This window comes from Bradyrhizobium sp. SZCCHNR1093, assembly GCF_032381175.1.
GTDB lineage: Bacteria > Pseudomonadota > Alphaproteobacteria > Rhizobiales > Xanthobacteraceae > Bradyrhizobium.
Genome location: NZ_JAUHJJ010000016.1, coordinates 47,439 through 61,749 on the forward strand (window position 1 = coordinate 47,439; position 14,311 = coordinate 61,749).

Here is a 14,311-nt window from a genome sequence, read left to right on the forward strand (position 1 = left end):
CTGATCACCCAATCGGAAAAACCGTCATTCCGGGATGGTCCGAAGGACCAGACCCGGACTCTCGAGATTCCGGGTTCGCCTCTGCGAGGCGTCCCGGAATGACGGGGATAACTAACTGTACTTCTCGAACCCGTTCTCGCCGAACACATAGACCGCGCCCTGCTGGATCGGCAGGTCGACGGCGCCGTGCGGCGTCTCGAAGCCCAAGGCGACCATCAGCGCCCGCGCCGTGCCGCCATGGGCGACCGCCACGATATCGCCAGACAGCCCATCGTACCAGTCGCGCACGCGTCGCTCGACGTCGGCATAGGTCTCGCCGCCCTCGGGCGCCAGCGACCATTTGTCGGTCAGACGCTTGGCATAGAAGGCGGGATCTGCCGCCTGCATTTCCGGCAGCGTCGCCCCTTCCCATTTGCCGTAGCCGATCTCGCGCAGCCGGGCATCGAGCGCATAGCCCTCGGCCGGCAGCCTCAGGGTCTCACGCACCAGCTCCATGGTCGCGCGGGCGCGGCTGAGCGGACTCGCGACGTAAGGCAGGCCCGCCGCATCATGGCCGTTGCGCGCAACGATCTCGGCCAGGATGTTGCCAGCCTGGACCGCCTGCACCTGCCCGAGCGCGTTCAGCGGAATGTCCTGCGTGCCTTGCAGTCGGCCGAGCGCATTCCATTCCGTCTCGCCGTGGCGGATGTAGTAGATCGTGGGCCGTGGCATTGCGCGTTGACGTTATTCCTTGAACGCTATTCTTTGGCGCCGACGGAATTGCTGAGCGAGATGTCGGGCGCCTCGGGCCGCTTCATGCCGACGACGTGATAGCCGGAATCGACGTGATGCACCTCGCCGGTGACGCCGCGCGACAGGTCGGACAAGAGATACAGCGCGCTGTCGCCGACCTCGTCGATGGTCACGGTCCGGCGCAGCGGCGCGTTGTACTCGTTCCACTTCAGGATATAGCGGAAGTCGCCAATGCCCGAGGCGGCCAGCGTCTTGATCGGTCCTGCCGAGATCGCGTTGACGCGGATGTTCTTCTCGCCGAGATCGGCGGCGAGATAGCGCACGCTGGCCTCCAGCGCGGCCTTGGCGACGCCCATCACGTTGTAGTGCGGCATCCATTTCTCGGCGCCGTAATAGGTCAGCGTGATGATCGAGCCGCCGTCCGTCATCAGCTTCTCGGCGCGCTGCGCGATCGCGGTCAGCGAGTAGCAGCTGATCAGCATGCTCTTGGAGAAATTGTCCTGCGTGGTCTCGATGTAGCGCCCGTCGAGCTGGTCCTTGTCGGAGAAGGCGATGGCGTGGACGACGAAATCGATCTTGCCCCACTTCTCCTTGAGCACGTCGAATACCGCATCGATGGTGGCGGGATCGGTGACGTCGCAATGGCCGAGCACGAGGCCGCCGAGCTCGGCCGCCAGCGGCTCGACCCGCTTCTTCAGCGCGTCGCCCTGGTAGGTCAGCGCGATCTCCGCGCCCGCCGCACGCGCCGCCTTGGCAATGCCCCAGGCGATCGAGCGGTTGTTGGCCACGCCGAGAACGACCCCGCGCTTGCCCTGCATCAAACCTGAAATCTGCGCCATGCGGCTTCCCATCGAACTGATTATTAAGGACTGGACGTACACCACCGGTCTGGCCCGGTACAGCCCCATTCCGCCCGCTCTGTGGCAAACTCCCCGCAGGGCTTGCGGCCCGGAATAGGCGCGTCATCGCGGTGTTATGATCTTTGCAAGGCACAGGCTGCGGCCTGCGCCCTTCTCATCGCAGCGAACAGCCGCAGGGCATTCCATGAACGCGTTCCGCCAGAGCGTCGAGGCCATGATTCCGGCACTGCGCCGTTATGCCCGGGCGCTGGCGCGCGACATGGACGCGGCCGACGAGCTGGTCCAGGACACGCTGGTGCGGGCGCTGCGCTCGGAACGGCTGTTTCTGGGCGGCGACATCAGGAGCTGGCTGTACACGATCCTGACCAATCTGAACAAGAACCGCCGGCGTTCACTGGCGCGGCGGCCCCACTTCATGCCGCTTCGGGACGACAATCCCGACGCCAGCGGCACCGAGGCCGAGGGCCGGGACATCGAGCGCGCACTGGCGACCCTGGTGGAGGAGCAGCGCGCAGCGCTTCTCCTCGTCGTGCTCGAAGGCATGAGCTACCGCGAGGTCGCCGACATCCAGGGTGTCCCGATCGGCACCGTGATGTCCCGCCTCGCCCGCGCTCGCGCCCATGTCCGTGCCGTGCTCGAGGGCGAGCGGCCGGCGCTGCGGAGGGTGAAATGACCACTGCACAAAAGCCGCCCTGCCATGTTCGCCTGCTCAAGCCTGCAGCGACCGCGCATCGCCGCAGCCGCTCGATTGCCATGAGATCCCGATGATGACCGACCCGACCATTCCCGTCACCGAAGACGAGCTGCACGCCTATGTCGACAACGAGCTGCCGGCCGAGCGCCGCAGCGACGTCGAGCGCTGGCTGGCCGAGCATCCGGCGGACGCCGAGCGGGTGCAATCCTGGCGCAGCATGGCCGAGGCGCTTCACGCCCGCTACGATTCGATCGTCAACGAGCCGGTGCCGCCGCGGCTCGACCTCGACGGTCTGGACCGCCGGCCGCGGCGCTGGGTCATCGGTGCGATGGCGGCAAGCGTGGCGGCCTTCGCGGTCGGCGGCGCGGTCGGCTGGGTCGCGCGTGGCGCCGCGTCCTCGCCGTCGCCGCTGCAGGCCCTCGCCGGCGAGGCGCTCGATGCGCACCGGCTCTACGTCGTGGAGGTGCGCCATCCGGTCGAGGTCCCCGGCGACGAGAAGGCCCATCTGCAGCAATGGCTGACGCGGCGCTGTGGTCGCACCGTGCAGGCGCCGGAGCTGGAAACCACCGGACTGAAGCTCGTCGGTGGCCGGCTGCTGCCGGGACCGGCCGGCCCGGCCTCCTTCCTGATGTATGAGAGCACCTCCGGCGAGCGCTTCACGGTGTATGCGACCAAGGTCGGGATCGAGGCGGCCGAGATGCGCTATACGGCGCAGGGAACCACCGCTGCGCTGTCCTGGGCGGAGCGCGGCGTCAGCTACGTCGTCAGCGGCAGCAGCGACCGGACGCGTCTCACCCAGGTTGCGCGCCTTGTTTATGATCAGTCCGAACGGACGGGCGGCTAGCGGCGAGACGCCCGGTGATTGTGGCCCCCACGAGTACCGTCACAATTCCCGATACGATCTGAAGGGCTTGCTCGCAGGCTGCAGGAGATGAGCGAGGGGAAGCGGTGCCTGCGTCCTCCCGCGCAGGGGGACACGCCAAGGTCGGCGCCGCAATTCGGTCACCGGAAATCTGGAATCCGGTCACCGGCACGTCTCAATATAGCGCCAAATGTTCACGAAAAAATGAGGAGTGTTCGATCCGCCGATCGACACGGAAGCGGCCTCGATTGGGGTTTTGTACCGCGCTGGTCCCCCTTTCGAGGCCGCACTTTTTTCTCGGCTTTCCAGCTCGCACTTCAACTTCTAGCCTACATGTCCGCAATATGCAACCTCAGGAGAGGTTGCTGCGCGGATTGTAGGGATGGCGATCGCGCCACTTGGTCATCAGCGCCTCGAGCTCGGCGTCGTTGCCGTCGGGCAGCACGATCCGGGTGGTGACGAACAGATCGCCGGCCGAGCCATCGCTCTTGGGCAAGCCCTTGCCCTTGAGCCGGAAGGTCCGGCCGCTGGACGTGTTCCTCGGGATCGACAGCTCGACCGCGCTGCCGAGCGTCGGCGCCCTCACCTTGGCGCCCAGGACCGCCTCGTAAAGCGTGATCGGCAGATCGAGCCTGAGGTCGCTGCCCTCGACCTTGAAGAACGGATGCGGCGCGATCTGGATGGTGATCAGGAGATCACCTGGCCGGTGTCCGGGCGCGCTCTCGCCCTGCCCCTTCAGCCTAATCTGCTGGCCGGCGGTGACGCCGGCGGGGACCTTGACGTTGAGCTCCTTGCCCGACGGCAGCCGCACGCGCTTCTCGCCGCCCTTGACGGACTCCTCGAGCGAGACCGACATCGCAACCTTCAGATCGAGGTCGAGGCCGACACCGCCGGCGTCGAACTCGAACGGGCTGCCGCCGCCGCGCGCGCCGCGCTGGGCGCCGCCGAACATGCTGTTCAGAATGTCCTCGAAACCGCCGCCGCCGAAGCCGCCGCCCGGCCCGCCGCCACTGCGGAAGGTATAGTTCTCGAAGCCGCCCCCTGGACCGCCGCGCCCGGCGCCGCCACCAGGAAAGCCCTGGAAGCGCGGCTTGCCGTCAGCATCGATCTCGCCGCGATCGAACTGCTTGCGCTTCTCCTCGTCGCCCAGGATCTCGTTGGCAGAACTGATCTCGGCAAACCTTGCCGATGCCTTCGGATCATCCTTGTTGCTGTCGGGATGGTGCTTCTTGGCGAGCTTGCGATAGGCGCTCTTGATGGCCGCAGCGCTGGCGCTTCGCGGCACCCCCAAGACCTCATAGGGGTCGCGCATCCGTCACGTCTCCTTACAGAAAGTCAGATACTAACCTATGGGCTCCCCGCCCGCTTTGCATTTCATCTGGGGAGTCCGTTGTATTTTTGCAACGGGTTTCAGACGATCCCAGCTAGCTTTGCTGCCAGGGCTTGAGCGTCTGGATGTCCCAGCGCCCCCGCTCGATCCGGCACGCCGACCCCTGCAGCCAGCGCTCGGTCTTGCCGTTGACGTAGCTCGCCAGGAAATCCCGGCAGGTACGGCCGTTGTCCGCGGTGTAGGACTTGGCGATCGGCGTCACCGAGCCGCGGGCGCCGGTCTGCGGATTCTGCCAGGGCTGGCTGGAATCCTTGGTCCCCTTGGTCAGCACGTCCGACGCAGCGTTGCGGGCAAAAGCGAGATCGGCTTCGGTCGGCTCGCGCTCGGGCGGCGGGCTGATCGCGCCGGTGACCTCCGCATCGTCCATCTTGGCAAAGGCCGTTTCAGGGTGCGACAGGCTGCAGCCGCTGCCGGACAAGCCGATTAGAATGAGTGTCAAAGCGGTGCCGGCATGACCGATCGCGGATAGGCCAAGCCGGACCGATGCCCTATATAGGGCCGGACCAGAATGGACTTGCACGCGCCTGGCCGCGGGTGAACGCAAAACTCGGACTCCCCATACACATGACCGACCCCACGAGCATCAAACACCAGACAACCTTAACATCCGGTACATCGGCCGATTTTACCCAGGCCGGCGAGCCGTTTGCGCTGTTTGCGGCGTGGTTTGCCGAAGCCGGCAAGAGCGAGCCCAACGATCCGAATGCGATGGCGCTGGCAACGGTCGACGACAGTGGGTTGCCTGACGTGCGCATGGTGCTGATGAAGGGCTATGACGCGGACGGCTTCGTCTTCTACAGCCACAAGGCCAGCCAGAAGGGCCGCGAGCTCGCCGCCAATCCGAAGGCCGCGCTGCTGTTTCACTGGAAGTCGCTGCGCCGCCAGGTCCGCATCCGCGGCCTCGTGACGCCGGTGACCGACGAAGAGGCCGACGCCTATTTCGCGACCCGGCCGAAGCAGGCGCAGCTCGGCGCCTGGGCCAGCAAGCAGTCGCAGCCGCTGGAAAGCCGCTTCGCGTTCGAGCAGGCGATCGCCAAGGTCGCCGCGCAATACATCATCGGCGACGTGCCGCGCCCGCCAGGATGGAGCGGCTGGCGCATCACGCCCGTCAGCATGGAGTTCTGGCACGACCGGCCATTCCGCCTGCACGACCGCATCGAATTCCGGCGCGAGGCTTCGGGCCAGCCCTGGACCAAAGTGCGGATGTATCCGTAGGGGGATCGCCGCGCGCGCTTGCGCCCGGCCTCTAGGCGTCCGACGCGCCAACGAATCGCCATCGCGCGCGTGAATCAGGCGCCGAACACACCAACCATTGTGGTAAGTTGATCCGTCCGGGATCGTGAAAGACGCAATTCATGCCGACCTCTTCCAACCAGCCACGGCGCACGATGCTGCTGACCGGCGCCAGCCGCGGCATCGGCCATGCCACCGTGATCCGCTTCTCCTCTGCCGGCTGGCGCGTCCTCACCTGCTCACGGCACCCCTTTCCCGAAGAATGCCCGTGGGGCGCCGGCCCCGAGGACCATGTCCAGGTCGACCTGTCCGATCCCGAGGACACCGTGCGCGCGATCGCCGAGATCAAACAGCGGATCGACGGCGGCGAGCTGCACGCGCTGGTCAACAATGCCGCGATCTCGCCGAAGGGCGCCGGCGGCGCCCGGCTCGGCACCGTCGACACCGACCTCGACACCTGGAATCACGTCTTCCGCGTCAACTTCTTTGCGCCGATCATGATGGCGCGCGGCCTGATCAAGGAGCTGAAGGCGGCCAGGGGCTCCGTCGTCAACGTCACCTCGATCGCGGGCTCGCGCGTGCATCCCTTTGCCGGCGCGGCCTACGCGACCTCCAAGGCGGCGCTGGCCGCCTTGACCCGCGAGATGGCGTCGGATTTCGGCCGGGTCGGCGTCCGCGTCAACTCGATCGCCCCCGGCGAGATCGACACCTCGATCCTGTCGCCGGGCACCGAGAAGATCGTCCAGGAGCAGATCCCGATGCAGCGCCTCGGCACGCCCGACGAGGTCGCCAAGATCATCTATGTGCTGTGCACGGAGACCAGCTCCTACGTGAACGGCGCCGAGATCCACATCAACGGCGGCCAGCACGTCTGAGGCAATCGACGCAGAGACGCTTGCCCGTCTTCGATTTGGTTCATAGCGGCGATTTGGTTCATAGCAGCTTGCCACGTTCGGCAAGTTCCGGATGACCGGACGAAGGCGCGATTAACGCCATCTCCGAAGATCGCTACGGAACCTACCGACCACCACAAACAAGACAGCGCTCCCGGAGGGAACGCTGTTCATGGGATGGGATCGGCGCACTGGATTTCCGATCATTGGCTGCGCGAGCGGCATTGCCTGAATACCGCCCGGTCGAGAACGGTCGTTCAGCCTTCGCACACCAAACCGCGCAGAATCTGCGCGGCGCGCCAGCGCAGGCGGTCGGACTCGACATTGAGAGCGCTGGAGCAATCATCATCGCGCTCGTCGTCCTCGAGTTCGGCGCCGCAGTAGCGGCAGGTACGCGGCGACAACGCCACGACAATGTCGGCGCGGCTGCGCTGATAGCTGGCAAGATCGATCACGTTGTTCGATGCCATTATGCGTTTCTCAACCATTGCCGCCGCCTCTTGGATAAGGCGCGATGAACGCGCCCTCGAGCTCTGCCTTGCATGCCACGCGCCGAGGCGCTCGTTGTTTGTCATGCTGGTGCAGATTTATCGCAGAGAAGTTTCGATCAAACGTTCAGCGTTCCCATCAAATTTTACCTGAGGAATTGGGGCGGCTTTGCAGCGGCATTGCAGCCGGCCTAACAAGTATTTCCTATTATGTGTTGCATCTCACCGCTTGTGTCACCTTAAGTGCATAGCGACGGACAGCATGACGATCGATCAATGACATGTCTACGCCGCTGCTAACAACAGGGCGCGAATGAGGCATCGCCTGGAATGACGGCACAATGCCGCAGGCCTCGCGCAGATTCGTCCCTCTCGCGTAGAGCCTGGATTTTCAGGCCAGCGGCACTACAGCCACTTCTTCAATTTGAAGATGTAGTACGGCACGATCGCACAGATCAGCATCAGCACCAGCGCCATCGGATAGCCGTGCACCCATTCGAGCTCCGGCATCATCTTGAAGTTCATGCCGTAGATCGATGCGATCAAGGTCGGCGGCATCAGCACCACCGCCATCACCGAGAACAGCTTGATGATGTTGTTCTGCTCGAGGTTGACGACGCCTAACATCGCATCCAGCACGAAGGTGATCTTGCTCGCGAGGTAGGACGCGTGGTCGGTCAGCGAGGCGACGTCGCGCTGCATGGTCTTGAGCTGCTCGCGCATGTCCTTCGACCACTTCACGCCCTCGACCACCGCAGACAGGAAGGTGACGAGGCGGCCGATCGACACCAGGCTCTCACGTACCTTCGAGGTCAGGTCGCCCTTGCGGCCGATCGCGATCAGGATCTGCGAATATTGCTTGGCATGGCCGTGACGCTCATTGTTAGGCTCGAAGATCTCGTGGCTGACCTGGTCGATATCAGCCCCGACCTTCTCGAGAATGTCGGCGCAGCGGTCGATTACCGCATCGAGCAGCTCCATCAGCACCATCTCGCCGGTGATCCCGGGCGCACAGTTGCGGGCGAGCTTGGCCTCCACCACGGCGAAGGGGCGCGGCTGGTCGTAGCGCACCGTCACGAGACGGTGGCCAGCCAGGATGAAGGTGACGGCCGTGGTCCTGGGCATATCGGAATCCGAGTGACACATCAGCGTGGCCGTCATGTAACGGGCCCCGTTCTCGATGTAGAGACGGCTGGAGATCTCGATCTCCTGCATGTCCTCGCGGGTCGGTACCGCAATCCCGGCCAGCTTTTCGACGGCCCGATCCTCGGCATTGCTCGGGTTGACCAGGTCGACCCACACCGCATTCTCGGGCAGAGCCGCGGGATCGGTGACCGCCACCTTCTTCAGCGCGGCTTCCGACGGGACGAACACCGAGAACATGGACAAACTCCGAATCGCGAAACGTGAATTTCGGGGACTTAGCGGTGGGATGCTGCTGCCTTGTGACGCAGCTTGCGGGCCCGGTCCATGGACTTTTCAGGCCCATGCTCCGCGGCCTCTCGCGCAGCGCCCAGGGGGGGGGCATGACCGTGCCATTCGGAGCACAGCTGTGGATGACTGCCCGCAACTTTGCGGCAAAAAAGCAACAATCACGGCGCTGCAGCGTGACCTGTGCGTGTAGCGGCTGGAATTGAGAACGATTTTGACGATAATGGGACACGTGGAATCGCGCTGCAGTGGCGCGGCCGTGTCATTGCAACGTCAGCTGTCGATTGGAATTGGTGACATGTCGCTGAAGGTGAAACTCGGACTCCTGGCCGCCGGCCTGATGCTGTCGGGCTGCATGCAGGCCACGACGTACGAGGCGACCAACACCCAGGCCTTCAAGCCGAAGGACAAGGAGCTTCTCGCGAAGATCCGCTACACCAACACGCCGGTGGCCGAGCCCTATCGGCGCGCAATCGTCGACTATCACCGCAAGGAAGCCCCGGGCTCCATCGTGGTCGATTCCGACAGCCACTACCTCTATTACGTGCTCGATGGCGGCAAGGCGATTCGCTACGGCATCACCGTCGGCGAAGAGGCCATGGCGTGGTCGGGCATCGCCAAGGTCGGGGCCATGACCGAATGGCCGGCCTGGCATCCGACCAAGAGCGAGATCGAGCGCCTGGGCGTCCCGACCTTCGTGGCGGCCGGTCCGGACAATCCGATGGGCTCGCGCGCGATGTACCTCTATGCCAACGGCAAGGACACGCTGTTCCGCATCCACGGCACCAACCAGCCGGAATATATCGGCGCCTCGATCTCCTCGGGCTGCATCCGCCTGACCAACGAGGATGCGATCGATCTCTATAACCGGGTGAAGGTCGGCACCATCGTCGTGGTGCTGGATCCGAAGAAGGGTGATTCGCCCTACAAGCCGCAGATGGCGCTGCAGGGCGGCGGCACCTACGCTGCGATGCAGTGAGCCTCGGCTGCGGCGGACGAAATTCAAAAGCCGAGAAACGCGTTTAGCATCCTTCTTTGAGAGCGCCGGGCAACCGGCGCTCTTTTGTTTTGGGCGCTAGAGCGCGATGCCTCTTGGTTGAATCGACTTAACCGCAGGCTCGCTTCACCTCTCCCGCTTGCGGGGGAGGTCGGCGCGAAGCGCCGGGTGGGGGCTCTCTCCGCTCGGGCAGCCTCAATCGCGGCAACACCCCCACCCCAGCCCTCCCCCGCAAGCGGGAGAGGGAGCGCACCTTCGTTCGCAGCTAGCAACCAGACCTCGTCTCATCACGCGCTAGAACAATCCACGGAACGGATCCCAGCTTCGGCGACTGTGATGGCGCTTCCGCGACGCCGGCTTCGAGGGCAAGGCTCGCTCCCCATTCTGGCTCGTCTGCGCGCGCTGGTCGCGCCCGGCTGCATCGCGGGTTTTGTCCGACGCTGAGGATGGACCGCCTGCCGGCGGCTTGGCGGTCGAGGATCGCGCCTCTGGCGCAGCGGCTTCGACCTTTTGCTGCTCGGGCGCCGGCTTTGACGCCGTGCGCCGATTGCGGGCCGAATCGGCTGGTTTTTGCGCGGGAGAGCGCTCTTCCACGGCGGACCGTTCGGTCCCCTCGTCAGCTGACGGAGCGGTGCCGTCCGCTGCGGTAGACGTTCCGGCCTCCATCTCCGCCGAGACGCCGCGACTGGTGCCGTTGCGCTCGGCCGGGGTGCTCGCGGTCTTCCTGGAGCGTTCAGTGCCGGCCTGTTCGGTCTCGCGCGGCGGCGCATCGTCAGGCCGGGCCGCGGGCATCAGGGGCGCGACCTTCGGCAGCGGGTCGAGCACGTCCCACTGGCAGATCCGGTAATTGTTCCGCCGCTCCATCAGGTCGAGATGGATGTGATCCTCGTGGTACCAGTCGGAGTCGGGGCCGAGCACGGTGGAGAAATGGGTGCACACCGCGTGCAGCACCGCCTCGCGCAAATCGCGCGGCTGGGTGCGGTCGGTGAGATCGATCATGCGGCCGTCGGCCAGCCTGAAGCCGTGGACGTCCAGCGCATTGGCACGGCCGTGCTCCGATAGCTGCGCGCCGCTGACATTGTTGCGGCCGCGGCACTGATATGAATCGAAATTGTCGAGCGCGGTGACCGCGCTGCCGAGCCGTTCGGCCAGCGGCGCCACATCGTCGCGCACCCAATTGACGACCGCAGTCGCCATCGGACAACGCATGGTCGCCGCGGGCGTCAGCGCCACCCTGCGCTTGTCAGGCAGCACCACCGAATCCAGCCGCACCAGATCCTCGCCGCCGCAGCCGCCAGGACCCTTGATCGGCGGAATCGACGGCGCGATCGCGACCTCTTCGGTCAGGGCCAGCCTGCAAGCCGAAGGCGGCGGCGGGGCTTTGGCATCCACCTTCGGACCGGTGCTGGCCTCGTCGCGCAGAGCGGCATCCTCGCCCTTGGCCGCCTCCCGCGCCGGCGCGTCGGCCGGCCGCGGCTGCGGAAGCGGCACCTTGGCAACGCCATCGGCCAGCTTCGCAGCGAGCTCAGAGGCCGCGGGCGGGCTGCGGTGCGCTGATTTGGCGGCCGCCGCCTGCGCCGCCATGAGCCAGCTCAATGCGATCGCCACGACCACAGCGCTAACCATCACGCCCGGCGCGACGTCGTGGCCATCACAAGCCCATTTGCGTCGGGTGCGGCACGCGCTAAAATTGACCAAAGAGACCAAAAGACCCTCGCTGCAAGCGAATACCGGAGGAACGACCTGATGCTTGGTTTGATGCAAGACTGGCCCCTGCTTTGTCACCGGATCATCGAGCATGCGGCGACAATCCACGGCTCCCAGGAGGTCGTGACCCGCTCGGTCGAAGGCCCCATCGTTCGCACCACCTATCGGCAAATCCACGACCGCGCTCTCAAGGTCTCGCAGAAGCTGACGCGCGACGGCATCAAGCTGGGCGACCGCGTCGCCACCATCGCCTGGAATACCGGCCGTCATCTCGAGGTCTGGTACGGCATCATGGGAATCGGCGCGATCTGCCACACGGTCAATCCGCGCCTGTTTCCCGAGCAGATCGGCTGGATCATCAACCATGCCCAGGACCGCATCGTCATCACCGATCTGACGTTCGTGCCGATCCTCGAGAAGCTCGCCGACAAGCTGCCGAGCGTCGAGCGCTACATCGTGCTGACCGACGCCGCACACATGCCGCAGACGACGCTCAAGAACGCCGTCGCCTACGAATCGTGGATCGGCGAGGCCGACGGCGATTTCGCCTGGGGGACCTTCGACGAGAACACCGCAGCCGCGATGTGCTACACGTCCGGCACCACGGGCGATCCGAAAGGTGTGCTGTATTCGCATCGGTCCAACGTGCTGCATGCGTTGATGGCCAATAGCCGGGATTCACTCGGTACGTCCGCAGCAGACACAATGCTTCCGGTGGTTCCGCTGTTCCATGCCAACAGCTGGGGCATTGCCTTCTCCGCTCCCTCGATGGGCACCAAGCTGGTGATGCCCGGCCCCAAGCTCGACGGCGCGTCCGTCTACGAGCTGCTCGACACCGAGAAGGTGACCTACACCGCCGGCGTGCCGACGGTGTGGCTGATGCTGCTGCAGCACATGCAGGCGCATAACCTCAAACTGCCGCATCTGAAGATGGTGGTGTGCGGCGGCTCGGCGATGCCTCGCTCGATGATCCAGGCCTTCCTCGACATGGGCATCGGCGTGCGTCACGCCTGGGGCATGACCGAGATGAGCCCGATCGGCACGCTCGCCACCCTGAAGCCGCCATTCCTCGGCGCCGACGGCGACGCCAAGCTCGACGTGCTGCAGACGCAGGGCTTCCCTCCGTTCGGCGTCGAGATGAAGATCACCGACGATGCCGGCACCGAGCTGCCGTGGGACGGCAAGACCTTCGGTCGGCTCAAGGTCTCCGGTCCCGCGGTGTCGAAGGCCTACTACAAGGTCGACAGCAACATCCTCGACGAGGAAGGCTTCTTCGACACCGGCGACGTCGCCACCGTCGATGAACATGGCTACATGCGCATCACCGACCGCTCCAAGGACGTCATCAAGTCCGGCGGCGAATGGATCTCCTCGATCGACCTGGAGAATCTCGCGGTCGGCCATCCCGCCGTCGCCGAGGCTGCCGTCATCGGCGTCTATCATCCGAAATGGGATGAGCGCCCGCTGCTGATCGTGCAGTTGAAGCCCGGCCAGACGACGACGCGCGAGGACATCCTGAAATACATGGAAGGCAAGATCGCCAAATGGTGGATGCCCGATGACGTCGCCTTCGTCGACGGCATTCCGCACACGGCAACCGGCAAGATCCTGAAGACCGCGCTGCGCGACCAGTTCAAGAGCTATCGCTTCCCCAACGCCGCGGCCTGAGCAGGCCACGTCCAACGGCGCATCACTTCGAGCGGCCTCTCCATCACCGGGGAGGCCGTTCTGCATTGCAGCCGGCATACAGCGTTGACGTGGCGCAAGGCTCGACGAGATCCAATCGCTACAATGCCGTGATGAACACGACAGGACCACGGACCGCGCGCACGACGTGGCGCGACGTGCCGTCGACGGTGCTGACGCTCGGGCTGGTGTCGCTCCTGATGGACATCTCCTCGGAGCTGATCCACGCGCTGCTGCCGATCTTCCTCGCGACCGTGGTCGGCGCTTCTACGGTGACCATCGGCCTGATCGAAGGCGTGGCCGAGGCCACCGCGGCGGTCACGAAGGTGTTCTCCGGCGCTCTGTCGGACCGGATCGGCAAGCGCAAGCTTCTGGTCGGGATCGGCTATGGGCTGGCGGCACTGACCAAGCCGGTGTTTCCGCTCGCCAGCACGTCGTGGCAGATCCTCGCCGCGCGCTTCGTCGACCGCATCGGCAAGGGCATCCGCGAGGCGCCGCGCGACGCGCTGATCGCCGACGTGACGCCGGAAGGCATCCGCGGCGCGAGCTACGGCCTGCGCCAGGCGCTCGACACCGTCGGCGCCTTTGCCGGCCCCCTCCTCGCCGTGGCACTGATGGCGCTCTACGCCAACGACTTCCGCGCGGTGTTCTGGTGGTCGGCACTGCCGGCCGCGCTCGCCGTGCTGCTGATCCTGTTCGGCCTGCGCGAACCGGTGGAGACCGCGCCTGTGCCGCGCCGCGATTGGCCGATCCATGCGCGCGAGCTGCGCCGGCTACCACGCGCCTATTGGATCGTGGTCGCCATCGGCGCGGTATTCGCGCTGGCCCGCTTCAGCGAGGCGTTCCTGGTGCTCAAGGCGCAGGCCGACGGCCTTCCCCTATTCCTGATCCCGCTGGTCTACGTGCTGATGAACCTGGTCTATGCCGGCGTGGCCATGCCGGCCGGAATCCTTTCCGACCATATCGGCCGCAGCAACGTGCTGACCTGTGGCCTCGTCGTGCTGACAGCCGCCGACCTGACGCTGGCATTCCTGCCCGGCCCGATCGGCACCGCGATCGGCGTCGCGCTTTGGGGCCTCTATCTTGGACTGTCGCAGGGGCTGCTCTCGGCGATGGTCGCCGATACCGCCCCACCGGACTTGCGCGGCACCGCCTTCGGCCTTTTCAACCTCGTCACCGGCGGTGCGCTGCTCGTCGCAAGCCTGCTGGCGGGCTGGCTGTGGCACGCCTATGGGCCGCGGGCGACGTTCACGACCGGCGCAGCATTCTCCATCACGACCGTCCTGTTGATGCTGACGGCCTTGCGTATCCGCCCCAGCGAAAGCACCTGAGACGGTC

At 65.4% G+C, this 14,311-nt stretch carries 13 protein-coding genes and 1 pseudogene; 7 read left to right on the forward strand and 7 right to left on the reverse strand.

Annotated features, from left to right (window positions below; genetic code table 11):
- Positions 1 to 111 precede the first annotated feature (111 nt).
- The gene (locus QX070_RS30685) at positions 112 to 711 is read right to left on the reverse strand and encodes a histidine phosphatase family protein (RefSeq protein ID WP_315740889.1); all 600 of its coding nucleotides are present in this window, start codon (positions 709 to 711) and stop codon (positions 112 to 114) included.
- A 26-nt stretch (positions 712 to 737) separates the two neighbouring features.
- Positions 738 to 1,571: an enoyl-ACP reductase FabI gene (gene fabI / locus QX070_RS30690; RefSeq protein ID WP_315740890.1), complete on the reverse strand. Its 834-nt coding sequence runs from the start codon at positions 1,569 to 1,571 to the stop codon at positions 738 to 740.
- Between the two features lie 205 nt (positions 1,572 to 1,776).
- Between fabI and QX070_RS30695 the strand changes: the two genes are divergently transcribed.
- Positions 1,777 to 2,265, forward strand: coding sequence for a sigma-70 family RNA polymerase sigma factor (locus QX070_RS30695; RefSeq protein WP_315740891.1), 489 nt, complete (start codon positions 1,777 to 1,779; stop codon positions 2,263 to 2,265).
- Between the two features lie 91 nt (positions 2,266 to 2,356).
- Entirely contained in the window at positions 2,357 to 3,130 is a 774-nt protein-coding gene (locus QX070_RS30700) for an anti-sigma factor (protein ID WP_315740892.1), read from the forward strand.
- 370 nt (positions 3,131 to 3,500) lie between these two features.
- On the opposite strand, the gene QX070_RS30705 is transcribed toward QX070_RS30700, so the two are convergent.
- On the reverse strand, positions 3,501 to 4,460 hold the full coding sequence (locus QX070_RS30705; RefSeq protein WP_315740893.1) for a DnaJ C-terminal domain-containing protein: 960 nt from the start codon (positions 4,458 to 4,460) through the stop codon (positions 3,501 to 3,503).
- Between the two features lie 112 nt (positions 4,461 to 4,572).
- Positions 4,573 to 4,977 (reverse strand): RT0821/Lpp0805 family surface protein, encoded by a 405-nt coding sequence (locus tag QX070_RS30710; RefSeq protein WP_315740894.1) that lies wholly within the window; start codon positions 4,975 to 4,977, stop codon positions 4,573 to 4,575.
- A gap of 125 nt (positions 4,978 to 5,102) precedes the next feature.
- Between QX070_RS30710 and pdxH the strand changes: the two genes are divergently transcribed.
- A complete protein-coding gene (gene pdxH, locus QX070_RS30715) occupies positions 5,103 to 5,753 on the forward strand; it encodes a pyridoxamine 5'-phosphate oxidase (protein WP_315740895.1) in 651 nt (216 codons plus the stop codon).
- A gap of 140 nt (positions 5,754 to 5,893) precedes the next feature.
- A complete protein-coding gene (locus QX070_RS30720; RefSeq protein ID WP_315740896.1) occupies positions 5,894 to 6,646 on the forward strand; it encodes an SDR family oxidoreductase in 753 nt (250 codons plus the stop codon).
- A gap of 275 nt (positions 6,647 to 6,921) precedes the next feature.
- Here the strand turns inward: QX070_RS30720 and QX070_RS30725 are convergent, their stop codons facing one another.
- Positions 6,922 to 7,239: a hypothetical protein gene (locus tag QX070_RS30725; protein ID WP_409999188.1), complete on the reverse strand. Its 318-nt coding sequence runs from the start codon at positions 7,237 to 7,239 to the stop codon at positions 6,922 to 6,924.
- Positions 7,240 to 7,557: 318 nt separating this feature from the next.
- Positions 7,558 to 8,535: a magnesium transporter CorA family protein gene (locus tag QX070_RS30730; RefSeq protein WP_315740897.1), complete on the reverse strand. Its 978-nt coding sequence runs from the start codon at positions 8,533 to 8,535 to the stop codon at positions 7,558 to 7,560.
- 346 nt (positions 8,536 to 8,881) lie between these two features.
- On the opposite strand from QX070_RS30730, the gene QX070_RS30735 reads away from it, so the two are divergent.
- Entirely contained in the window at positions 8,882 to 9,562 is a 681-nt protein-coding gene (locus QX070_RS30735; protein ID WP_315740898.1) for a L,D-transpeptidase, read from the forward strand.
- 579 nt (positions 9,563 to 10,141) lie between these two features.
- On the opposite strand, the pseudogene QX070_RS30740 reads toward QX070_RS30735, so the two are convergent.
- A pseudogene (locus tag QX070_RS30740) lies at positions 10,142 to 11,206 on the reverse strand (extensin family protein); the annotation flags it as partial.
- 120 nt (positions 11,207 to 11,326) lie between these two features.
- Here QX070_RS30740 and QX070_RS30745 point away from each other — a divergent pair.
- Entirely contained in the window at positions 11,327 to 12,955 is a 1,629-nt protein-coding gene (locus QX070_RS30745) for a fatty-acid--CoA ligase (RefSeq protein ID WP_315740900.1), read from the forward strand.
- 131 nt (positions 12,956 to 13,086) lie between these two features.
- Entirely contained in the window at positions 13,087 to 14,304 is a 1,218-nt protein-coding gene (locus tag QX070_RS30750; RefSeq protein WP_315740901.1) for an MFS transporter, read from the forward strand.
- Positions 14,305 to 14,311 lie beyond the last annotated feature (7 nt).